Origin of the sequence: Sporolactobacillus mangiferae, from assembly GCF_023336505.1 — a bacterium.
Taxonomy (GTDB): Bacteria; Bacillota; Bacilli; order Bacillales; family Sporolactobacillaceae; genus Sporolactobacillus; species Sporolactobacillus mangiferae.
The window spans coordinates 41,334-63,349 of the sequence record NZ_JAMAST010000006.1; the positions used below are offsets into that span (position 1 = coordinate 41,334).

Sequence of the window (22,016 nt, forward strand, 5' to 3'; positions counted from 1 at the left end):
TCGATTACGCCGTTACCATGTTAAATTCGGTTATTGGTTTATAAAGCAAAACATGCACAACACTTTATATGTTCATTGCAAATTGCGACTCATATAGCCGACTATAAACGCCTTTTTGCTTTAATAACTGTTCATGCGTCCCTTGTTCAGCGATCCCCTGCTCGGTTACGACAATAATACGATCTGCATTTTTGATCGTTGCCAATCGGTGCGCAATGATCAGCGTTGTACGCTCCTTCGACAGCTGTTCCAGTGATTGCTGGATCGCTGCCTCAGTTTCTGTGTCTAAGGCTGAAGTCGCCTCATCCAAAATTAATATCGATGGATCCTTGAGGAACATACGTGCAATGGAAAGGCGCTGTTTCTGTCCCCCGGAAAGTTTAACCCCGCGTTCGCCGATCACCGTATCCAGCCCATCTGGCATATTTTTCACTGTATCATCCAAACGTGCCAGCCGGATCACGCGCCAGATTTCTTCATCTGTCGCGTCTAATTTTCCATAAGCCACATTCTCACGCAAAGTTCCCGAGAAAAGAAAAACATCCTGCTGAACAAGGCCAATATGACGGCGCAACGATGACAGCTTAAAATCCCGAATATCAATACCGTCAATCAGGATCTTTCCGCTGCTTACCTCGTAAAACCGCGGAAGCAGACTGCAAATCGTTGTCTTGCCTGCACCAGTCGGACCGACAAATGCAACCGTTTCACCGGGCCTGATATGCAGGTCAACCGACTGAAGCACCTGCCTTTTCCCTTCATAGCCGAAACTGACCTTGCAATAGTCGATACGTCCGGCAATTGATAGTATATCTCTTGCGTTTTCACGGTTCACAATTTCCGGAGCGGACTGCTTAAGCTTTAAAAATCGTTTGAATCCCGCAAATCCTTTTGGGTAGAGTTCAATAATCGCATTAAACTTTTCAATCGGCTGTACAAACAAATTGGACAACAGCAGGAAGGCGACAAACTGGCCGGCACTTAACTCACCATGTATAACAAACCAGGAACCGCTGACCAATGTAAACAAGGTAATCAGCCGCATAAAAAAATAATTGGTGGTAATGCTTGTCGCCATAATTTTATAGGAAGATAATTTTGCTTTGCGATACAATTTATTGTTCTCATAGAATTGATGCCGTTCATGGCGTTCATTTGAAAATGCCTGAACCACACGAATTCCGCCGATTGCATTCTCAACATTTGCATTAAATACAGCAATATCCTGATAGATTCGATCAGTTGCGTGCGTCATTTTCAAATTGAATAAAATAATAAAGACGCCAAGAATTGGGACCAAGATAAAAGTCATGCATGCAAGCTTCCAGTTAATCGTCAGCATCAGAAAGAAAGCTCCGAAAAGTGACATGAGCGCAATAAAAAGATCCTCCGGCCCATGATGCGCCGTTTCGCCAATGTCAAACAGATCAGTTGTGAGCCGCGACAGCAGATGCCCCGTCTTATGGTTATCAAAGAAATGAAAGGACTGACGCTGAATATGCTCAAACAATTCCTGACGAATATCCGTTTCAATATTAATTCCAAGCATATGTCCCCAATAAGTCACAACGTAATGCATGATTGTATTCAGGACATAAAAAAACAGCAGCCCCGCTGAAGCAAGCAAAATAATCGACCAGTCTCTGCCAGGAAGCAGCCGGTCAATCGCCTGATTAACAGCTACGGGAAAAATAAGTTCAAGCAGCGCAAGCAGAACGGCACATGAAAAATCTAAAAGAAACAGTTTTTTGTAGGGTTTGTAATAAGCAAAAAAACTGCGGATCAAACGACGGCCTCCTCACTTTCGTGTTACAGTATTACAGATTCTCAATCCATAGATTACGGCTTGCGTCGGAAGGCATTCGCCAGTCGCCACGCGGAGACAGGCTGACAGTTCCTACTTTCGGGCCATCGGGTATTGCCGAACGTTTAAACTGCATGGCAAAGAACCGGGAAACAAACACTTTGAGCCATTTACGGATTGTCTGTTCTTCGTATTCGCTACCAAAAGCAGCGTTCGCTAAAAAGAGAATTTTTTCTGGAGTGAACGCACTGCGAATAAAATAGTAGAGGAAAAAATCGTGCAATTCATACGGACCTACAATATCTTCTGTTTTCTGAGAAATTTCTCCTGAAGCATTTTTAGGTAGCAGTTCAGGTGTGACCGGAGTATCAAGAATATCCAGAAGAATACCGGCTATATCTTTCTGCGTCTCTTCTTCCGCAACATAACGAACCAGATAACGGACCAGCGTTTTTGGAACGGAACAATTGACCGCATACATCGACATATGATCGCCGTTGTACGTGCTCCAGCCAAGGGCGAGTTCAGACAAATCGCCGGTACCCACTACCAGTCCTCCCTCTTTGTTAGCAATATCCATCAGGATTTGTGTGCGTTCCCGTGCCTGAACATTTTCATAGGTCACATCATGAATTTCAGGACGATGTCCGATATCTTTAAAGTGTTGCAAAGATGCCGCAACAATATTGACTTCACGGAAGTCCGTTTCCAGTTTTTTACATAGAGAAATCGCATTTTGGTAGGTTCGGTCTGTTGTACCAAATCCAGGCAGAGTAACCGTTACAATGTTTTTTCGCTCATATCCAAGCATTTCAAACGTTTTTATAATAACCAGGAGTGCAAGTGTCGAATCTAATCCTCCTGAAATGCCGATAACCGCCTTCTTCAAGCCTGTATGTTCCATGCGTTTTGCAAGCGCCGAAGTCTGAATGCTGAATATTTCACTGCAGCGCCTTGCGCGTTTTTTTGCATCCGAAGGTACAAAAGGATGTTTATCGATCACGCGGTCAAATGTACCGAATGTCAACCCTCTGTATGCAAATTGAATTTTCCGAGCTTTCCAGGGAAGTGTTTCTGCCGCTTCACGGAAACTAATGTTCTTTACTCTTTGCAAATTTAACCGGTCAATGTCAATCAAAGAAGTAACTACCTGATTCTTTCTTTGAAAACGAGCGTTTTGAGCCAGCAATTGCCCGTTTTCAGCAATCAGCAATTCTCCGCCGAAAACAACATCCGTTGATGACTCACCTATCCCGGCTCCGGCATATAGATAAGCGCCCATCGTTCTTGCACTCTGCGACGTAATCAGCGATCTTCGATAATCCGATTTGCTGACCACTTCATTTGATGCAGAGAGATTGCCAATCAGCTGTGCACCTGACAGGCTCAGAAAGCTGCTGGGGGGGACAACGCTCCATAAATCCTCACAAATTTCAAACCCGATCTGAAAAGTGCCACTTTGGAAAATCAGATCAACACCGAAAGGAACTTTTTTCTGAAAAGGCAGATCTATGTAGCAATCGATAATCGTTTTCCCGGAAGAAAACCATCGTCTTTCATAGAATTCCTCGTAATTCGGTATGTAGCTTTTCGGAACAATGCCAAGCACTTTCCCTTGAAACAGAATGTAGGCACAGTTGTAAACAATGCCGTCAGCATATAAAGGCGCGCCAACTGCGATCAATGCATCCGCCTCCAAACTGTATCTACACAGTTCGGCAACTCCATCCGCTGATTTGTCCAGCAGTTTTTTTTGAAGAAACAGATCCGCACATGTATAGGAAGTCACACATAATTCCGGAAATATGATTAATTTTGCGTTCTTCTCAATTGCTTCATCAATACACCGCTTCACGTTGGCCACATTGGCATGTACATCCGCAACGCTGGTCACCGGACAGGCAGCGGCCACTCGTATAAAATTCCATGACTCCATCTCTAAAAAGCCTCCAATCAGATTGCAATCTGACGTAAACAAGCCAGGATTGTGCAAAAAGCCTCCCCAATCGCAGAGAGGCAATCGCGCTGCATCCATTTTATACCTGATCCACTAACAGGCGATTAATTAAATAACATGTTAATGGAGCTTCAAATAAATGTCAAACACGCTTTTTTGAAAAAATCAACCAACCGATTCTGAAATATCGAGCAAGTATTGGGCAATCAGCTGTCCAATTTGCTGCAAAGCAAATAAAGCGTCCTGACGATTTTCACATCCACTCGTCAGAACGGTCACTGCCATATGCTCATTATCGCAGGAAAAATAAGCAGCGTCATGATCTACCTGCTCCATTTCTCCAGTCTTATTGTAAACCAAGATTGGCCGAGCTTTTTCGTCGAATAATCCTGGCAATTTGTCTCTGAATTGCTGACGCAACAGCCAAGATTTTGCTTCGCCTGGAAGCGGCGTATCTTCAGAAAAAATCTGTTGAATCATCCAATTCGCGTCATGCGCGCTGATCCAGTTGGTGCGTCCTTCCTTCTGCGCATCCATATCCATCATTTTGCGTTCAATGCTTGTCTCCGTAAGTCCCTGATCCTCGATCCATTTCTGAAGTCGATGAATCCCGAAAAAATCCATAAGTAAATTAGTCGCTGTATTATCGGAGACACTGATCATCAAAGCAAGCAAATCCCGAATCGTCCACTCTCGGACCGATAAAACCTGCAGAACGCCTGATCCGCTGACGATCTGATCATCGTCCAGGTGAATGGTTTGATCAAGGACTTCGGATTGGATATTCGGGTTCTTATAAGCATACAGCAATATAGGCAGTTTGATCAGACTCGCCGACAACATCGGTATATTTGCTCTGTAACTTAAGGAAAAACCGTCGGACCCAACTGCCTCAAGCTCAATTTTATCACCTAATGGATAAATAATTTCCATAATTTCATCTTGTAACTGTTTTTTCAGATCGATCAAATTGTTTTGCCTCCCCGACCCACGTTTAATGTTTGCTATGCACGCCAATAGCGCCGCACTGCACAAAGCTCCTCTTCATATTTTGATCCTTTGATCTCAGTAATACTGACAATAGCGCCCGGCGTCGGTGAATGAATAAATCTTCCTTCATCATAATAGATACCGACATGGTGCACATAGCCCTTCCCTTTCTCATAGGCAAAAAACAGTAAATCACCGGGAGCGGCCTCTGCAGGATCAATGGAAAGGCCAAGCAGCGATTGTTCATCGGCATCTCTCGGTATGAAATAACCGCCGACACGAAGCATTGAATAGGTGAAGCCGGAACAATCATATCCGTAAGCACTCGTGCCTGACCATAGATACGGAAGCTCCAAAAAACGTTCGGCATTGCGCACGATCTCCGTCCCTGTATGCAAATGTTGCTCATCCGGCAGAATCACGTCTTTTTTTAACAGGATGCCCGGGCCAAGCGGGCTATCTACTTTTACCTCATCGAATGGAATTTCATCGATCAGCGGTAAAACGGTGCCAAAGCTGAGCTCAAACACTTTTCTTCGGTTCAGATCATAGAAGGCCGCGGTCCTGCTTTGTACGATTACTGGCTCGGCAGCGGGTAAATCCGATTTAATCAATTGCCCTGCCGGTATCCATCCAGGATAGCCGCGTCTGTCTTTTGAAGACGATTGGTTTGGCACATACACTTTAGCCCATTCGTCCTTTATTTCATCAATAATCACTTCATCTCCGAAAAGAGCTTGCGTCTGGACCCTCTTTGCTTTGCACAATTCAATAGTCTGCTGGCGTGTCATGTTATTAAGCCACACAGTCATCCCTGATTTTGCATCTATTGCCGCTTTATCAACAGGACGAACCAATGAAGGATCAGTCCAAATGGTCGCAACTGGAACGGATATTCTGTATTTTTTCATGCCTCGTCCCTCCATTAATTAGTCAGAACATCCTGAATGCCTAATCCAGGAGAGTCTGGAAGCGTAATTCGGCTTTGATGATAAACGGCGCCTCCGACAACCGGATTAGAGGCAAACATAAGCGGTGTATCTAAATCGCAGCGCGTGATATTACTCTTTGCAGCCGCAAAGTGACAGGCGGCAGTTACGGCTACGTTGGATTCGACCATACAGCCTACCATACATTCAACACCATAGGACTCAGCCAGAGTATTAATTTTTTCTGCCCCGTAAATGCCCCCCGCCTTCATCAGTTTTATATTTACAATATCGCAACCGTGCATTGACAGCAAACGTACTGCATCTTCAGGTCCAAACACACTTTCATCTGCCATGATCGGTGTATCCACATGTTCCGTAACAAATTTCATGCCTTCAAAGTCCCGTGCGGGTAACGGTTGTTCAACCAGTTCGATATCAAGTCCCATATCTTCCATCTTATGAATTGCAGCAACCGCTTCTTTGCTCCTCCAACCCTGATTTGCATCGAGCCGCAGCTTTATTCCATCTCCTACCCTTTTTCTCAATTCCCTTACACGTTGAAGATCTTCCGAAATGGACGCACTGCCTACTTTTATTTTCAGTGTTCTAAACCCCATTTGAACATAGTTCAGCGCATCTTGAATCATCTCATCCACACGATTGACACTTACAGTAAAGTCTGTCTCTATTTCATTAGTATTCCCCCCGAGAAACTGATAAAGTGGCATGTTGGCTCGCTTGGCAAGACAATCATATACAGCAATGTCTACTGCAGCTCTTGCACTCGAATTGTGTACCAACGCCCGTTGTATTGCTTGATTAATCTGCTCTTTATGTTCAATTTCAAGACCAATAATTTTCGGGCGGATCACATTCATAATCGCATAATCGATACTGGCGAGGCTGTCACCGGTAATGACATGTGTTGGCGGAGCTTCGCCGATCCCGACAGTTCCATCATCACAGGTAAGAAAAACGATCATGCTTTCAGCTGTATTCACGGTTCTAAGTGCCGTTTTAAACGGCTTATTCAGCGGAATGGATAACCGCCTGGTGTGCACATCAACTATTTTCAATTTTTTCTTCCTTTCATACTTACATAACGCCTGGTTGAATCCACAATTGTTTACGATCCGCGTCAAGCATTGCATCCGCCCCGAGCGGCACGGAAAAATTCGGTGCACAGTGGCCGATCAGAAATCCGCTGACCGCCGGTTTTCCTATCATTGTCAAGTAGCGCTGAAAAACATCCTGATAGGAAAACGAATCCGCGTCCTCTTCTGAATTATCTTGATGAAAATCACCGAGAACAAACCCGGATGCCTTCTGAAGCTTTCCGGTCATCCATAATTGGTTAAGCATACGATCGACCCGATACGGAGGCTCATTAATGTCCTCAAGTAAAAGCAGCTTGTTTTTCGTATCAATTTCATAAGGGGTACCCAGTGTACTGACCAGCAGTGACAAATTGCCGCCGACCAGTTTCCCTTCTGCGACCCCGTGATGAATTGTAGTTAGTGGTGACAGTTGTTCATCATAATGAAGTGCCATTGGTTGAAAAAGCTGAGAAAACAGCTGTCTGGAAATCAGCGGGGTATTTTCTTCACCGAGATCAGAAGCCAGCATAGGGCCATGGAAAGTCACAAGACCGGTTTTCTGCCTGATCGCTGTATGCAGATAAGTAACATCGCTGTATCCCCAGAATACTTTAGGATGCGCTCGAACTAATTCAAAATCGATTGAATGGACAAATCGTGCGCTTCCATAGCCTCCTCTTGAACAGATAATTGCACGAATTGCCTCATCCGCAAACATTTCGTGAAAATCCGAAAGCCTTTCCTCATCCGTTCCTGCAAGATACCCGTACCGGCTACTCAAGTGCTTTCCGAAACGTATGCGAAAACCGAGATCCTTCAGCCAGTCGGCACCTTTTTTCAATCGTTTCATATCAGGGGAACCCGCTGGACTAATCACTCCGACTGTATCACCTTCGTATAATCTTTCCGGAAAAATCATGGGACACCTCTTTTCATTTTTACCGTAAGACTGTAAAAATCCAGTTCAGAAACTGAACTGGATTTCGTCTAGGTTTATTTAGACAAAGCATTTTCGCTTTTATAGAGTCTGTACTTTTTAAGCGCATCGCCAAAGGCAACAATCAGCGCTTTTTGAGAAGAACCAAAATATCTTTGCCTAAGATCAACGAGGATTTCCGGATCTTCCATTAGCCTGCCGATAAAAAGTGATCGAACGAAGCGAACCGTCAGCATGATCGTCGCCGAACAGTCCGCGTCAACAATTCTTCCGCTGTCCTGATCAATGACAATGCCAATAAAGAACTGGTTAAAGCGCAATGTAATTGGATTTTTCTGCGATGATTTTGCATCACCGATTATATAAATGGTGTTCTTATGATAGACCGTCATATCAAGATCCTTCCCCTTGCGTCATCAGATGATCTAAGGGACCGACCGATTCTCCGAAACCGATTCAACTCAGAACGTGAAAACATCAAGGAATAAAATAAGTATATGTTGACCCAGCTAATTTGTCAATATTTAAAAAATTTGCGGGTAAGTCAATCAGCCTGTTTTTTAAAAGACTCGTGTATGATTCTACAATTTCAAGGAAAAATAAAATGACAACTGTTTTAGTCGTAATCAATTTAGGCGGTTATGGCTATTGAGATTGGAAGTAATATAATGGCCAGAAGAAATAACGCTGTTCTTGATTTTCTTGGATCAGCAGGACTCTCCTATCGCAAACCAGCAATCATTGCCTGGTGGTCGGCAGCTTTCCCAGGGTTTGGACACATGCTGCTTGATATGCATATAAAGGGCAATGTCTTATTTTTATTCGAGATTATCATCAACTTCAATTCCAAGTTAAATTTGGCAATGGTCTACACCTTTATGGGTGATTTCAAACGTTCTGCACTGACACTGAACACACAATGGACGTTGATCTATATTCCCTTCTATTTTTACTGCATTTGGGACAGCTACATCACAACAGCAAAATTAAACCGTATAAACGCATTAACAAAAGATAAGCCGGTAACAATGAAAGTCCTCGATTTGCGGACTTATGAAACTTGCTTTATTGATAAGCGGCTGCCATGGCTTGCTTCTGTATGGTCATTTCTTCTTCCAGGACTCGGACAGGTCTATACACGCCGACTTTTCACTGCTCTTTCGCTCTTATCATGGTCCGTGACCATCTATGTGAATAGCCACCAGCTTCAGTATATACAGCTGATTGTTAATCATGAAGCCACCATGGCTGAGGCGATAAAAGTGCTTAATCCCGAGTGGCTGCTCTTTATGCCATCCCTCATTTTTGGAGCCGCTTATGATGCTTATGCAAAAACGGTTGAAAGCAATCGGCTGTTTGAAAAAGAGCTATTGAGTTATTTAAAATTCGAATGGAGTATAGCTAAATCGGACTTGATCATTAAAGAAAAGAGAGGGTCAGATTTATGAGCAGCTTAATCTGCCTGTTTAAGCCATCGCTATCCATTGAGCTTCTACTTTCAGAATTTAAAAAAAACCAGATTGATCAAAACAATGTTGCGTGCTTTATTTTGGACGCACCATTAAGCCAATTGACAAATGAAATCAGTTCGAGTTCAAATCCAAACGAAGAAATGAGCATGGCTGATCTCGGATTTGTGTTTGCAACAATCTTTGGCGTAGTCGGTGCAAGTATCGGATTCAAAATGGAATTGGGGCCGATCATTTGGGGAATTGCCTCAAGTATTGGCGGATTTATACTCGGTTTTCTAATTGATCTTATCTTTACAAAAAAGTTTAAAAAAAAACCGGAAACGTATATTCTTATTTCAATACACTGCCATAAAGGACAGGAAAATATTGTAAAAAAAATCATAGCCGCACATCAGGCACTTGGGTTGACCGTCATTGAATCGTGATTTTTTTACTTTTTTCGTATTCAATTTTTTCACGGCATGCTTTGCAATATCCGTAAATTTCAAATTTGTGGCCTGTCACCTCAAATTCCGGATCTACTTGTGATAAGTCTTGCATCGGACAGATATCGATTGTTTTGGTTTTTCCACAGCGCAGGCAGATCAAATGATGATGATGATGATCTTTACAGTGAAACTGATACATTTTTTCACCATCAAGTTCAGTTTCTTCAAGGATCATTAAATCCTGGAACAAAGAAAGATTACGGTAAATGGTATCAAAACTGATCCCTGGGTAGCTGTCTTTCAATGAACTTTGAATTTCTTTAGCTGATAAATAACCACCACTTTTTGCAAATAAATCCAGAATATCCTCACGTTTATCTGTATGCTTGTAACCTTTATTTTTTAACAACAACATGGCTTCCTGCTTGTTCATCACCAAATCACCTCTAAGCGGCATAACCTGTTTTCTTTCAATAAGTAGCATAACATTTTTCGTAAAAAAAGCATAATTACCTGTTTATAAACCGTATGGCAACTAAATTTCTTAAACACATGTTTGACTACGCCAGGCAGGAAGTATCTGTTTTCGTTCGCGTATTTACACGATCTTTCCATATCAATAAGGATGTCCCATCGCCAAGTGACTTTTGAGACATCCTTTTTCAGTGATTTCTTTACCAGAACAAACCAAGCGCGAGAATAACTGCAATCGAGGCTAAAGCAACGGGATATCCCCAGCCGTAATCTCTCCAAAGAAACAGTCCCGGGTTTCCTGACAAACCGGAAGACTGTGGCTGTACATAAGCATATCGATCATCAACATGAGTAAGTACACCACGGTGAACTGATCCATTATGACAACGTATTTCGACTGGCTGATTCAAAAGCCTGCAGCATTGAGAATAAATAGATGCGTTTGACATTATCATTCGCTCCTGTCACCTTATATTCTCTAACACTGTATGTCTTCGTTTTACCTTTGTCTCGGCGTTCGTCATTCACAGCAGAATTATTCTCGTGATTTCTTATAATTGTGCAAAGCATGATCTATTGTCTGGGCAAGCAGGTTCATGACATGTTCGTCTTCCTCAGAGTAATAAATCGTTTTTCCGCTCCTCCGCGCTTTTACAAGATGCAGCTGCTTCAGAAAACTCAGTTGATGCGACACAGTGGATTGCTGCAATTTTAAAATATCCGCTATTTCTGAGACCGAGCATTCTTTCTGTGAAAGCAAATAAAGAATACGCACCCGTGTCGCATCAGAAACAGCCTTGAAAATCTGGGTAACGGTTGTTAGCGTTTCTTCATCAAGATCAGACGCCATTCGATCATTCATGTCGCTCATCCTAATTGATTTATCATGATTTAACTTTAACAGACATTGCACATCTCTGTCCATCAAATCAAAGTTGTCTTCATGAGCGTGTACTTCGGTCAGACCACGCTTCAATATTCCAGATTCCTGTAATCCATTGTTCATAAAAATCAGGCTCGTGACTGACAATGAGCACAGTTCCTTCATATGCTGCAAGGGCATGCTTCAGTGATGCTTTGCTGCTCGCATCCAGATGGTTTGTCGGTTCATCGAAAATGAGCACATTGCTTTTTTCTAAACTGAGACGAGCAATGCGAACTTTGGTTTCTTCGCCTCCGCTGAGTGTGTTCATCGGCTGCTGCATATGTTCGGCACTGATACCGCATTGTGCAAGATACTGACGAAGAATTTTTTGATGCGTGTGTGGAAAGGCAGACATCATCCAATCCAGCGGTGTTTGGCCAGCCGGTTCGGAAAGCTGTGCAAAGTAGACCGGCTGTACACGATCTCCTGCCGTAACTTTTCCCGAAATTGGTTTAAGTAAGCCAAGCAGTGTTCGGAGCAGCGTTGTTTTTCCTATTCCATTATGTCCGACAATTGCTATTTTCTCTTCTCGTTCGATTTTTGTCGTCATACACGGAAAGAGTGGCCGATCATAACCGATTTCAAGATTTTCAATGTCATAAATGATACGTGCAGGCTGACCGGTCACACGAAAATGAAAAACCGGTTTTTTACTTTTGGAAGGGGGCGCCAGACGCACAATCTTTTCAAGCTGTTTTTCTCTGCTTTTTGCCTGTTTCGCGGTAGCTGTTCGCACTTTATTTTTTTGAATGTACGTCTCCAGTTTTTTGATTTCTTTTTGCTGTTCACGGAATGCAATTTCCTGCTGCTGCAACCGCGCCTGATGCTGCGCAAGATACGATTGATAATTGCCGACATAGCGGATTAATTGCTGATTTTCGAGATGATAGACAAACTTTGCAATATTATTTAAGAACGAACGATCATGCGAAATGACAATGAACGCATGCGGATATACACCAAGATATTGTGTCAGCCAGTCAATATGCGCAACGTCAAGATAATTGGTTGGTTCATCAAGCAGCAGGACTTCCGGTTTTTCGAGAAGAACTTTCGCAAGACATAATTTAGTTAACTGACCGCCGCTCAATTGCGATACATCTTTATCAAGGCCAATGGCAGTCAGCCCAAGCCCGTCAGCCATTTCATGAATCTGTGCATCAATTGTATAAAAGTCATGAGTCATAAGCAGTTCCTGAAGCTTTCCATATCGATCAATGAAGTCAGGATCCGCTTCAGGGTTCTGCATTTTTATTGCCAGATCATTCATTGCTCTTTCAGCATCGAAAAGTTCCCTGAATGCATCTTGCAAACATTCATAGACACGTTTACCGTGACCGAAGTTCAAGTGCTGCTCAATGACTCCCATTTTAAGTTCCTGGCGTTTGTTAATCTGTCCGCTGTCAGGGAGCAGTTCGCCAAGAACCAGCTTGAGAAAAGTTGATTTTCCCGCACCATTGTGTCCGACAAGCGCAATATGCTCGCCGTCCATCAATCTGAAATTCATTTCATTAAAAATACGTTTATCACCATAAGAAAAAGAAACCTTGCTTGCTTCGATAAGCAGCATAGCGATTCACTCCTCTATTTTACGGTCATTCGAGAAGCGAAAGGAAAAGATTCGTTTCCATCCTGCATTGAAAAAGAGCAAAGCATCAATGCTTCGCTCCTAAAAGTGGTCCATCCGTTAGAAACAGAAACATCTTTGATCGATTGCCGCAACTCATTGACCTGTTTTGTGAAAAAAGGGCAGACGAATCCTGTCTCAGGCCAATTTAAGTTGCAGACAATCAGATAAAATCATCGATGTTTCCACCCCTCAATAATCATTTCATAGTTATTCTAATTCAATCTGATCGGAAAAGCAATTCAAGCAAGCGGATAATTAAGATCGATTTCATGTTCAATGACTATGCCGTCCTGACTTTTTAAGGGGATAGCAGGTTTTATTTTTCTTGCTCCAGAAACCGCATCCAGTCTGATTGCCGTTATTGTAAACCCGTTCCTTTGATAAAAGTGCAGGGCGTGCGTATTGTCATTTGTCGTAGTGACGCAGAGACGAGTCATTTTCCTGTCTTCTGCCATTTTAATTATTGTTTTAATCAATGCTGAGCCGATTCCGTGATTTTCATTAAAACTGTCCAATGATACAATTTCTAATCGATCTTCTGCCTCTCTGTACATCAGAATGCCCGAAAGTTTATTATTTGCAAATGCAAGCAGACCAGGTAATTGAGAAATATCAATGCATTCATCATGCACAGCCATCAGCTGTCCGCCCCAGCGACTTGCTAATTCGTGAAGTACTTTTTCTTTATCATGATTGTTCATCTCTCTGACATTTATGTCCACCGGACTGTCCCACCTTGTGAAATCGTTATGAAAATAATTAACTGTTCCTTTTGCCTGCCAGGCGTTCGCCCACTCTTTTTCCGTATAGCCGCATAACTTAGAATTAGGCCAATGTTCAGCGGCGCTTTTGCGCCAATAACAGAACACATCCAGGGAGGCACGTACATGGCACATCCAAACTACTGGGAAGACTTGATCAATCAGCCTGTTGAGATCCAATGCAGCGATGGTTCGATACATTACGGGATTGTAGAATCTTTTGATCAAAATAATGTCTATTTAAAACCGTTGACCAATGATCAGCATGAAATAAATGAAAATCGCGGCGGTAACGATGAACGCTTTTATGGCTTTGGATTCGGGCCCCAGGCGTTTCTTGGCGGCTTTGCAGGCGGACTGCTCGGTGTCGGATTGGGATCCATCATCGGCGTCCGGCCATGGCCGCTTTATCCACCAAGACCATATTACGGTCCTGGACCACGTCCGCCATATTACGGAGGATACTATGGTTCCGGACCCGGTTCATTCTATTATTAAATAACAGGAAATATACTGCCCGACAATACAGCTCTTGCTGTAAATCGTTGAAGAATGCCACACCTGTCAATTAATGAATCATTCCTGCATGCCTCATCCATAAAAAATCAACTGAAGCTCTATCATTATACGATCAGAAAGTCATATAAAAAAGAGAATCAATTGTTGATTCTCTTTTTTTACACATAATCAAGCTACTGCCTGCGCCAAGGCTTGCTAATCGGCAGATTTTTTATTTCAAGTTCAGAACGGTTACACGCTCACGTGACATAGATAATAGACTGTGGTGAATGCCCTGAACACCCATCCCAGAAGATTTTACGCCGAGGAACGGGAAGTGATCCGGTCCACGTTCCGTACGTCCGTTGATTTGCACTGTCCCCGCCTCGACTTGCCGAGCAACCGCGAGCGCACGATCAATATCCTGTGAAAAGACACTCGCCTGCAAGCCAAATTCTGACTTATTTGCAAGTTCAATCGCTTCTTCATCAGAAGCAACACGTATAACCGGCAAAACGGGTCCAAACGGCTCGATCCATGCAACATCCATATCTTCGGTGACATTATCTAAAAGTGTTGGATAGATTAGGTTTTCTTTACGTTTATTACCTGTAACGAGTGTGGCACCTTTGACAAGCGCATCGTCAATCAGACCCTGGACAAAATCCGCAGACTTATCATCGATCAACGGTACAATCGTGCTGTCTTTCTCAGGTGAACCCACTGTTAATTTTTCAATCTCGGCCTTCAAACGGGAAACAAGCGCGTCAGCGATCTTGTCATTGACAAGCACACGCTTAATAGCGGTACAACGTTGACCGGAATAAGAATAAGCGCCGTTCATGATACTCTTAACAGCAACATCTAAATCAGCATCCTCGCAGACAATAGCCGGATCTTTACCACCAAGTTCCAGCACGAGCGGAATCATTGTGGTCTGTTTGGACAGGTGCCTGCCGGTGGAGGAACCTCCCGTAAAGCTGATCATATTTATACCTTTATGTTCAACCAAATAATCACCAATGACTGAACCGCGACCGGTGGTCAGACTGAGCAAACCTTTTGGCAGACCTGTTTTATCAAGGGCTTCAATCATTTTGACTCCACTGATTGATCCTTGTGTCGCCGGTTTAAAGATAACCGCATTCCCCATCATCAATGCTGGCGCAATCTTTGAGGCAGCCAGATTTACCGGATAGTTAAATGGAGCGATGGCCAAAACAACACCTAACGGAGCGCTTTCAACAATACCGATCTTTTTTTGGTCACCACCCGGAAATCCATCACCTTTTAAACTTTCACCATGCATATGCAGTGCGTCCTGAACTGTATAACGAATCAAGTCTGCAGTCCGGACGACTTCTTTCTGGGCATCCTTGAAACCCTTACCCACTTCCTGCATAATTGTTTTGGCAATTTCCTCGCTGCCAGCAACCAGTTCATCCGCCCATTTCTCAAGATAAGCGCCCCGTTCGCTTAGAGAAAGCTTTGCCCAGCGCTTTTGCGCCTTGTGTGCCTCAGTAATTGCATGATCCACTTCTTCCTGTGTGACCGCTTGAACATAACCAATCGTCTGTCTCAGGTAAGGGGATTGAATGGCAATGGTCTCACCAGATGAACTCTTCTTCCATTCGCCTTCAAGGTACGCTAAGTAAGTCGTCAATTCTGATACATTCGATGCCATACCTTTCCATTCTCCTTTATTATCAATTTCTCTTAAGCCGTACTTGTGTCATCATGACGCGTTCAAAACGAGAACAATCACCTGACCAGGTAACTATTTTTCGTTTAAGAATCCAGTAACACAATAAGATTTTCATTGAGTATAGTGTTTTCAACAAAGTTTATTTTCGCACGAAAGATACTTAATTTCCAATCTTCTGCTCACTGTCCGTGTCACATGACTATGCATGATAGTAAACAAAACTGACCTGTTTAATATATGGTTTTAAAGCAATTTCATATATTTGTCAAGGAAATAAATTTCATAGTAAGTTAAAAGCAATTAGTTTTCAAAAAATATTTTCTTTTGAAACGAATAGTGGTTTGTTTCAACAGACATATATTTATTCCATGTATGATTGGATATCCCCATCAATGTGTTCACAACGGAACAGGCTTGGCCAAGACGCGGAAAACACTGGAATAGATAAATATTCTTATTTGAAGTCATGATTTATCATGGCTGCTTATCCGATTATGCAAGTGAAAACAAGAGGCTCCTGCTCAAGAACCTCTTATCAACAATCACTTTCTTGAACGCGCATACCGTTTGCAAGCGGCGCGCATATGAATGCAAGCATAATGACCGGCAGCCATGCAATAAGGAACAAGAAAAAAACGGCTATATGCCTTCCTTGCCAGGCCCGCCAAAATGGGAGCAGACCGAGCAGAGAGCCCATGAGCATTCCGATTAGCGCATAACAGAGTAAAAGCTGCAGATATGAAATGATCATTTGTATCAACTCCGTTACCCTTTTTAACAGTGTATGCACTGAAGAAAGAGAAGTGAAAGCTGATATCGATCAACCGATCAGACACATGCGCGTTCATAAATGCGAAAGTCATGAGGGAAATGATTTTTGCTGTCAAGATTTCCAGCAGTACTGCTGATCAAATGCCAATCGCTCATATGGAAATCTGTAAAGTATGTATCTCCTTCAAACTCAGCATCAATATGCGTGATATAGAGCCGATCTGCATAAGGCATAAATGCTTTGAAAACAGCTGCTCCCCCGATAACGAAACATTCGCGTCCGTAGGCAATGCCGCTATTCATGAGTTCATCTACTGAAGTAAAGTGTCTCGCCCCTTTCTCTGTAAAATTCGAATTTCGTGTTAAAACAATATTTTCCCGTCCGGGAAGCGGCCTGCCAATCGATTCATACGTTTTCCGGCCCATAACAATCGGATGACCCCACGTTATTTTTTTAAAATAACGCAAATCATCAGGAAGATGCCACGGCAGCTGATTGTCACGTCCAATCAGCTGATTGCGGTCCATAGCCAGCAAAAAGGAAATCATACTGACACCTCACCTTTGATTGCCGGATAAGGATTGTAGTCAATAAATTTGAAATCTTCGTATTTGAAATCAAAAACTGAAGAAACATCCGGGTTAATCATCAGTTTCGGTAATGGACGCGGCCTGCGTTCCAGCTGCGTCTTCACTTGATCGAGATGATTCAGGTAAATATGAGCATCTCCAAGCGTATGGATGAATTCACCTGCTTCCAATCCGGTTACCTTGGCAATCATATGCGTCAGCAAAGCATATGAAGCGATATTAAACGGCACACCAAGAAACAGGTCCGCACTGCGCTGGTAGAGCTGACAGCTTAACTTGCCATCATTAACATAGAATTGAAAAAGGCAGTGGCATGGCGGCAATGCCATATCAGGTATATCCATCGGATTCCATGCAGTCACGATCAGTCTTCTCGAATGCGGATTCTCCCTGATTTCATGAATAACATTAGTAATCTGGTCGATTGTTCCACCGTTTTTTCCCGGCCATGAACGCCATTGATGACCATAGACGGGACCAAGATCTCCTTTTTCATCGGCCCACTCATTCCAGATACGGACGCCATGGTCCTTCAAGTACTGAACGTTCGTATCTCCTTTTAAAAACCAGAGCAGTTCATAGATGATCGATTTATAATGTAGCTTCTTTGTTGTCATAAGCGGAAAGCCATCTTGCAAGTTAAATCGCATTTGATAACCAAAAATACTGATTGTCCCGGTGCCGGTCCGGTCACTTTTTCTGTGGCCTTCATCCAGAACTTTTCGGCATAGCTTTAAATATTGTTCCAAAGCTGATCACTCCACTTTTATTATCGCTGTTTCTTAGTGTAACATAAACTCTTCATTTCAGGTATGCTGATCAGATGATCAGGACATAGTTCTCCGCAATCCCGCCAATGCTTTAAATGCTCTTTCCATATTGACATGAATATATCGGTAAGCGGCACATAACATGTTACAAGGTTTATTGCACGGGAGGGACTGCAATGAGCACGGAAAATCAGCAAGATAACCCGTTAAATCGATTGAGGCATGATCACCCTGACACTTTCATTAATGAATGGAAAAGGATCTACCAGACGGATCAGCAGCATGCATTCCAAATGATCAATGATCCGGATCTGGAGTTTCCCGTTCTTTTTATGCTGCGCAATGAACTGGAAACACGCAGCGGCCAATTAGCTCCTCGCACGCAGATAGCTTTGCAGCATATTCGGAATGTGCTTCATGGTGCGGATTTCGGCATCAATCATTCTGCATCATTTGCCGTTCAGCATGATGAAGTGGTTAGCGCCATGTACTGGATATTAAAGACGGGATGGAAAAATATTGTTTCAACCGACTACACTCAGGTGATCGATCAGACTGCGATCCATCTTCTGCATACCTATCACGAGAATTGGCTGAAAGGCATGGTTGATCTGGTCATTTATCGCTGCAAAAACAAAAGCCAGCGTCATTATTTAATCAGTGCGTTGTGGGAAACCGCGAATCCAGTTTGCCTTGTTTATCTTGCGAACTACTTATTATCCAATGAACGGGTCGAGAGCAGTTACGCGCGAAAAATGCTTGCTTTCATTCCTGAAGTGCGCCATGCGCTTGATAACCAGGCAGCATTACTTGCTTTTGAGACCTGGTATGAAGAAAACGCACACTATTTAGTGTACACAGGCGAAACCAATGACGCAGTACCCGGAGCTCGGCCGTTTAAAATTCATTACAGTGCCAAATATCTTGGCAAAATTGTTTCTCCGTCAAACGGTGAACCTGTTCAGGCATTTTCCAAACAAGAGAAAAAAAATTACGACGAATTTATTAAACTGCCACATCGGACGCAAATCCATTTATCTGCATACTCCAGTCGTTTAAGAAAACTGCAGTCGAAAATTTGGCGAAATTGGGTGATGCAGCCCGTTAAAGAACAGCTTCAATCCGAAAACGTCCCTTTACACGGAGGGGATTATTTATGATCATTGCAGGAAACCAGCAACTGTCATCTGATGATTACGGCAGTTTTGCCACGAATGGCAGATATGCCTCAGATGTCTTCAGAGCAATGGCCGCGTCTGAAGAGTGGTTTGCTTATCCTTCCCGGCGTGAGTTGAATTTCGAGCTGAAATTCAGAAGTGAAACCATCGAAGCTGCGCGCGCCCTGCTAGCGAGCGGTGCATCCTTCGCAACCTTTTATTATTCTGAGTGTAATGATTACTACTGGAGACTTACCGGTGACGGGGGATTTGAATTAAAGCATGGCGTTCCGGCATCTGAGGCCGTTTCAGACATTTTTGTCAATGGTGAAGCCTATGCATTCGAATGCGCAACGGCTATGATGATCATTTTTTATAAGGCATTGATTGAGACCATTCCGGACGAACGGTTCAATGAGGTATTTCAGCAGCTGTATTTATGGGATTGGCAAAACCATCCGTTTTTTCCGCTTAGAAATGTACCACGCGTCAGCGCCGGTATACCAGGGGATGTCCGTTATTTTAAAAATCCCGCAGTCAGCCCTCAGACACCTCAGTGGCAAGGCGAAAATGTTGTAGAACTTCCAGACGGATTATATTTCGGTCATGGTGTCGGTATTATGCCAGCAAATCAAATGATCGCTGAACTTAATAAGTTCAGACGGCCTGGTTCTATGGTTTCCGCTTTTCTCATGAATAACGCTACACGACCTGACTATCTTGCCCTGGCTGCGTTAGCAGAAGGAACCCGAATGGACGGAATTCGTATTGCCGCCGGGACTTCATTTTACACATTTTAATTCTGACGGACAAAAGAAAGAATGTGTCAAAGCCCGAATGCTCACTCCTTCCTGAGTCTATTTTTTAATAAAGATTGCGTTAAACATCTTGCTGTTTTTCACCGCATGCGAAAAGTGCGGCCTTTTCGCGTCTTTCAACGTGTACAAAAATGAGCTGTAAAACGAAGTACCACCTAAACCAGAAAATTTGGTTTTTCCTAAAACTCTGATATCAGTGAAATCGCTATGCGTACATGATGATCTTTTATAAAAAGGGTGTCCCATCGTTTGAGACACCCTCTTAAATATTTATCGTTTTAGCTTGTTGATTAACTGGTTCACTTTTTCATTCATTCGTTGAAATTCATCCGATTTTTTTAATCGATCAGCCAGATGATTCATTTCCTGCTTGATTCGTTCAAGTTCCTGCCCGATTGAATCCGAATAGGAATTTTCTTCGGCTTCCGTTGTTCTACCGCCACCCTCATCATTAGCTCTATCAACATGTACACGAATCTTCGACAAATCTTTCAGGCTTTTCTTAACTTTTTTTAATTGCCTGTTTAGCTTATCCTGGACAGAAAAAGAACGTTCACTTTCATCAATGTTCAGTTCATCTTTTAGCGCATCCTGCAAAATACGTGAATAGTTGAGATCGGCCTGTTTGGCTGCATCATCCAGCCATTTTGGAATCGTCAATGTTTTTTTTACTGCCTGATTTTCCATTTTCTTACGGAACGGCGGCATCCAAGTTTCAATCAATGTGGCAAATTGATTTTCACCTGCATGGATTAATGTAATATCCGAGGGCTCCAGAGCTGGTTCTCCTTTTTCTTCAAGATCATAAATATATTTTGCAAGTGACTCTTTTGCACGTGCAAACCCTTCTTCAATGTTTTGTGCGACAGTCGTGCACCCAGGGAGATCTGGGAAATCAATGGTCCATTGTGCTTCTTTTTGTGTAAAAAGCGCAGGATAAATATACTGATCTTTTATCATCATAACTCACCTCTCAATAAAGTATAACACGTATTTTGCACGTGTGACACTTATTTTATACGTATCAAGCAGACTTTCTGCTGGTCTCTTGCGCTTTCATGTCTTGATCAGACCACATGATGAAATGCTGCAAATCAATGTACCAGCATGGCAACCTTACATACTTTTTATAAGCGGACAACGAATGCCTGATACATTTCATGCTTCCTGTAAACTATCTAGCCGATGCTCCGCCCCCACATAACGATTTTTCGGATGATGATCGCATACATCACTGCAAGAACGGTGATGCTTTTTTTCACATTCCTCGCAGCAGATATACTGTTTGTTGCATTCCGGATTTGCGCAGTTAACAATACGATCACAGGACTTCCCGCAATGGTGACAATGGCCAACAACGATAGCTTCTTCGGTTCGATTCACAGGCACAGAAACGCGTTGATCGAATACATAGCATTTTCCATCGTAAAGCTTTCCCCGAACCGTGGAGTCCTTTCCATATTCAATAATTCCGCCTTCAAGCTGACTAACATCTTTAAATCCGGCACGAAGAAGGTAGCCGCTGAATTTTTCACAACGAATACCGCCCGTACAATAAGTCAGGACTTTTTTGTCTTTGTATTGAGACAGGTGTTCATCAATCCATTCCGGAAGATCGCGAAAATTGCGAATGTCAGGCAAAACAGCATTGCGGAAATGACCAATTTGCGTCTCATAATCATTGCGTGCATCGATAAGGAGCACATCCTCATTTTGCATTTCGTGATAAAAGTCGATCGGCTTTAAATGCTTACCTGTCAATTCGTGTGGATCAATATCACGATCCAGCTTCAGCGCAACAATTTCCTTGCGCGGGCGTACATGCATCTTCTTGAAAACATGCCCATCTGCCTCATCAACTTTAAACGGCATATCTTTAAAACGGGGATCCTCATGAAGCGTATCCATATAGATCTGCGTTTTCTCAGCCGGACCGGACACCGTACCGTTCAATCCTTCATGTCCGACCAAAATACGTCCTCTCAGACCGATTGATTTACAGAAGCGTAAATGCTCCGCAGCAAATGTCTCCGGATCATCAATAGTTACATAATGATAATACAAAAGAACGCGAAAAGATCTGTCTTCTGGCAATTTAACCACCTCATTAATATGTCATCATAAAACTCTTTTTAACGGTTACATCACTTTTTTCTTTGTTTATCCTACCAAATTTAATCAGATGTGACAAATGTCACTATTGACGAACTCGAAATTTTCAAAGTTATTTTTCAATGTAAAAAGGAGACAACGGATCATTTATTAATGAAATGCTTATCGAATTCTGATATGGTAGGTG

General features: G+C 42.9%; 23 protein-coding genes. 5 read left to right on the forward strand and 18 right to left on the reverse strand.

All coding sequences use genetic code 11. From position 1 onward, the window contains the following. Positions 1-64 precede the first annotated feature (64 nt). The 7 genes from M3N64_RS07330 to M3N64_RS07360 all read right to left on the reverse strand — a co-directional run bounded on the left by M3N64_RS07330 (position 65) and on the right by M3N64_RS07360 (position 8,109). Positions 65-1,786, reverse strand: a complete 1,722-nt coding sequence (locus tag M3N64_RS07330) for an ABC transporter ATP-binding protein (RefSeq protein WP_249100385.1) — start codon at positions 1,784-1,786, stop codon at positions 65-67. Between the two features lie 31 nt (positions 1,787-1,817). After that, complete coding sequence (locus M3N64_RS07335; protein WP_249100387.1) at positions 1,818-3,740, reverse strand: NAD(+) synthase; 1,923 nt, start codon at positions 3,738-3,740, stop codon at positions 1,818-1,820. Between the two features lie 186 nt (positions 3,741-3,926). Then, positions 3,927-4,730: a serine hydrolase gene (locus M3N64_RS07340; RefSeq protein WP_249100389.1), complete on the reverse strand. Its 804-nt coding sequence runs from the start codon at positions 4,728-4,730 to the stop codon at positions 3,927-3,929. Between the two features lie 35 nt (positions 4,731-4,765). Next, entirely contained in the window at positions 4,766-5,662 is an 897-nt protein-coding gene (locus tag M3N64_RS07345; protein ID WP_249100391.1) for a C40 family peptidase, read from the reverse strand. Between the two features lie 14 nt (positions 5,663-5,676). After that, a complete protein-coding gene (locus M3N64_RS07350) occupies positions 5,677-6,759 on the reverse strand; it encodes a mandelate racemase/muconate lactonizing enzyme family protein (protein ID WP_249100393.1) in 1,083 nt (360 codons plus the stop codon). Positions 6,760-6,778: 19 nt separating this feature from the next. Continuing rightward, positions 6,779-7,699: a S66 peptidase family protein gene (locus tag M3N64_RS07355; protein ID WP_249100395.1), complete on the reverse strand. Its 921-nt coding sequence runs from the start codon at positions 7,697-7,699 to the stop codon at positions 6,779-6,781. A 74-nt stretch (positions 7,700-7,773) separates the two neighbouring features. After that, positions 7,774-8,109 (reverse strand): DUF3870 domain-containing protein, encoded by a 336-nt coding sequence (locus M3N64_RS07360; RefSeq protein WP_249100397.1) that lies wholly within the window; start codon positions 8,107-8,109, stop codon positions 7,774-7,776. A 276-nt stretch (positions 8,110-8,385) separates the two neighbouring features. Between M3N64_RS07360 and M3N64_RS07365 the strand changes: the two genes are divergently transcribed. After that, complete coding sequence (locus tag M3N64_RS07365) at positions 8,386-9,165, forward strand: hypothetical protein (RefSeq protein WP_249100400.1); 780 nt, start codon at positions 8,386-8,388, stop codon at positions 9,163-9,165. Continuing rightward, positions 9,162-9,614 carry a hypothetical protein gene (locus M3N64_RS07370; protein WP_249100402.1) on the forward strand — a complete coding sequence of 151 codons (453 nt, stop codon included), beginning with the start codon at positions 9,162-9,164 and terminating at the stop codon, positions 9,612-9,614. Before M3N64_RS07365 ends, M3N64_RS07370 begins: the two co-directional genes overlap by 4 nt. On the opposite strand, the gene M3N64_RS07375 is transcribed toward M3N64_RS07370, so the two are convergent. The 5 genes from M3N64_RS07375 to M3N64_RS07395 all read right to left on the reverse strand — a co-directional run bounded on the left by M3N64_RS07375 (position 9,601) and on the right by M3N64_RS07395 (position 13,368). Further along, on the reverse strand, positions 9,601-10,050 hold the full coding sequence (locus tag M3N64_RS07375) for a Fur family transcriptional regulator (RefSeq protein WP_249100405.1): 450 nt from the start codon (positions 10,048-10,050) through the stop codon (positions 9,601-9,603). The two genes, M3N64_RS07370 and M3N64_RS07375, sit on opposite strands and share 14 nt — an antisense overlap. 241 nt (positions 10,051-10,291) lie before the next feature. Beyond that, complete coding sequence (locus M3N64_RS07380) at positions 10,292-10,540, reverse strand: hypothetical protein (protein ID WP_249100406.1); 249 nt, start codon at positions 10,538-10,540, stop codon at positions 10,292-10,294. An 86-nt stretch (positions 10,541-10,626) separates the two neighbouring features. Next, the gene (locus tag M3N64_RS07385; RefSeq protein ID WP_283163350.1) at positions 10,627-10,953 is read right to left on the reverse strand and encodes an ArsR/SmtB family transcription factor; all 327 of its coding nucleotides are present in this window, start codon (positions 10,951-10,953) and stop codon (positions 10,627-10,629) included. Between the two features lie 79 nt (positions 10,954-11,032). After that, a complete protein-coding gene (locus tag M3N64_RS07390) occupies positions 11,033-12,586 on the reverse strand; it encodes an ABC-F family ATP-binding cassette domain-containing protein (protein ID WP_249100410.1) in 1,554 nt (517 codons plus the stop codon). Between the two features lie 299 nt (positions 12,587-12,885). Then, positions 12,886-13,368, reverse strand: coding sequence for a GNAT family N-acetyltransferase (locus M3N64_RS07395; RefSeq protein ID WP_249100414.1), 483 nt, complete (start codon positions 13,366-13,368; stop codon positions 12,886-12,888). A 165-nt stretch (positions 13,369-13,533) separates the two neighbouring features. Here M3N64_RS07395 and M3N64_RS07400 point away from each other — a divergent pair, with 165 nt between their 5' ends. Beyond that, on the forward strand, positions 13,534-13,905 hold the full coding sequence (locus M3N64_RS07400; RefSeq protein WP_249100416.1) for an LSm family protein: 372 nt from the start codon (positions 13,534-13,536) through the stop codon (positions 13,903-13,905). Positions 13,906-14,137: 232 nt separating this feature from the next. Here the strand turns inward: M3N64_RS07400 and M3N64_RS07405 are convergent, their stop codons facing one another. The 4 genes from M3N64_RS07405 to M3N64_RS07420 form a co-directional block, all read right to left on the reverse strand. After that, on the reverse strand, positions 14,138-15,589 hold the full coding sequence (locus M3N64_RS07405) for an NADP-dependent glyceraldehyde-3-phosphate dehydrogenase (protein ID WP_249100419.1): 1,452 nt from the start codon (positions 15,587-15,589) through the stop codon (positions 14,138-14,140). A 556-nt stretch (positions 15,590-16,145) separates the two neighbouring features. Further along, positions 16,146-16,361, reverse strand: coding sequence for a hypothetical protein (locus M3N64_RS07410; RefSeq protein WP_249100422.1), 216 nt, complete (start codon positions 16,359-16,361; stop codon positions 16,146-16,148). A 77-nt stretch (positions 16,362-16,438) separates the two neighbouring features. After that, positions 16,439-16,930 carry a dihydrofolate reductase gene (locus tag M3N64_RS07415; RefSeq protein ID WP_249100424.1) on the reverse strand — a complete coding sequence of 164 codons (492 nt, stop codon included), beginning with the start codon at positions 16,928-16,930 and terminating at the stop codon, positions 16,439-16,441. Next, complete coding sequence (locus M3N64_RS07420) at positions 16,927-17,721, reverse strand: thymidylate synthase (RefSeq protein WP_249100426.1); 795 nt, start codon at positions 17,719-17,721, stop codon at positions 16,927-16,929. Before M3N64_RS07420 ends, M3N64_RS07415 begins: the two co-directional genes overlap by 4 nt. Positions 17,722-17,918: 197 nt before the next feature. Here M3N64_RS07420 and M3N64_RS07425 point away from each other — a divergent pair, with 197 nt between their 5' ends. Together M3N64_RS07425 and tgl are read left to right on the forward strand one after the other, a co-directional pair. Then, positions 17,919-18,902, forward strand: a complete 984-nt coding sequence (locus M3N64_RS07425; protein WP_249100428.1) for a hypothetical protein — start codon at positions 17,919-17,921, stop codon at positions 18,900-18,902. Beyond that, positions 18,899-19,699 (forward strand): spore coat transglutaminase TGL, encoded by an 801-nt coding sequence (gene tgl, locus M3N64_RS07430; RefSeq protein ID WP_249100431.1) that lies wholly within the window; start codon positions 18,899-18,901, stop codon positions 19,697-19,699. The genes M3N64_RS07425 and tgl overlap by 4 nt, the downstream gene beginning before the upstream one ends. Positions 19,700-19,987: 288 nt before the next feature. Here tgl and M3N64_RS07435 read toward each other — a convergent pair whose 3' ends face one another. Both M3N64_RS07435 and trhO read right to left on the reverse strand, forming a co-directional pair. Continuing rightward, positions 19,988-20,677, reverse strand: a complete 690-nt coding sequence (locus M3N64_RS07435) for a type II toxin-antitoxin system HicB family antitoxin (protein WP_249100434.1) — start codon at positions 20,675-20,677, stop codon at positions 19,988-19,990. Positions 20,678-20,875: 198 nt separating this feature from the next. Continuing rightward, entirely contained in the window at positions 20,876-21,811 is a 936-nt protein-coding gene (gene trhO / locus M3N64_RS07440) for an oxygen-dependent tRNA uridine(34) hydroxylase TrhO (protein WP_249100437.1), read from the reverse strand. Positions 21,812-22,016: the final 205 nt, after the last annotated feature.

What these genes read in the sequence shown, in the direction of transcription:
- M3N64_RS07380 (WP_249100406.1), bottom strand. Translation starts at nt 10,540, where the DNA reads ATGTCAAACGCATCTATTTATTCTCAATGCTGCAGGCTTTTGAATCAG.
- M3N64_RS07370 (WP_249100402.1), top strand. Translation starts at nt 9,162, where the DNA reads ATGAGCAGCTTAATCTGCCTGTTTAAGCCATCGCTATCCATTGAGCTT.
- M3N64_RS07360 (WP_249100397.1), bottom strand. Translation starts at nt 8,109, where the DNA reads ATGACGGTCTATCATAAGAACACCATTTATATAATCGGTGATGCAAAA.
- M3N64_RS07425 (WP_249100428.1), top strand. Translation starts at nt 17,919, where the DNA reads ATGAGCACGGAAAATCAGCAAGATAACCCGTTAAATCGATTGAGGCAT.
- M3N64_RS07390 (WP_249100410.1), bottom strand. Translation starts at nt 12,586, where the DNA reads ATGCTGCTTATCGAAGCAAGCAAGGTTTCTTTTTCTTATGGTGATAAA.
- M3N64_RS07405 (WP_249100419.1), bottom strand. Translation starts at nt 15,589, where the DNA reads ATGGCATCGAATGTATCAGAATTGACGACTTACTTAGCGTACCTTGAA.
- M3N64_RS07375 (WP_249100405.1), bottom strand. Translation starts at nt 10,050, where the DNA reads ATGAACAAGCAGGAAGCCATGTTGTTGTTAAAAAATAAAGGTTACAAG.
- M3N64_RS07365 (WP_249100400.1), top strand. Translation starts at nt 8,386, where the DNA reads ATGGCCAGAAGAAATAACGCTGTTCTTGATTTTCTTGGATCAGCAGGA.
- M3N64_RS07400 (WP_249100416.1), top strand. Translation starts at nt 13,534, where the DNA reads ATGGCACATCCAAACTACTGGGAAGACTTGATCAATCAGCCTGTTGAG.
- M3N64_RS07385 (WP_283163350.1), bottom strand. Translation starts at nt 10,953, where the DNA reads ATGAATGATCGAATGGCGTCTGATCTTGATGAAGAAACGCTAACAACC.
- tgl (WP_249100431.1), top strand. Translation starts at nt 18,899, where the DNA reads ATGATCATTGCAGGAAACCAGCAACTGTCATCTGATGATTACGGCAGT.
- M3N64_RS07335 (WP_249100387.1), bottom strand. Translation starts at nt 3,740, where the DNA reads ATGGAGTCATGGAATTTTATACGAGTGGCCGCTGCCTGTCCGGTGACC.
- M3N64_RS07355 (WP_249100395.1), bottom strand. Translation starts at nt 7,699, where the DNA reads ATGATTTTTCCGGAAAGATTATACGAAGGTGATACAGTCGGAGTGATT.
- M3N64_RS07345 (WP_249100391.1), bottom strand. Translation starts at nt 5,662, where the DNA reads ATGAAAAAATACAGAATATCCGTTCCAGTTGCGACCATTTGGACTGAT.
- M3N64_RS07410 (WP_249100422.1), bottom strand. Translation starts at nt 16,361, where the DNA reads ATGATCATTTCATATCTGCAGCTTTTACTCTGTTATGCGCTAATCGGA.
- M3N64_RS07435 (WP_249100434.1), bottom strand. Translation starts at nt 20,677, where the DNA reads ATGATAAAAGATCAGTATATTTATCCTGCGCTTTTTACACAAAAAGAA.
- M3N64_RS07415 (WP_249100424.1), bottom strand. Translation starts at nt 16,930, where the DNA reads ATGATTTCCTTTTTGCTGGCTATGGACCGCAATCAGCTGATTGGACGT.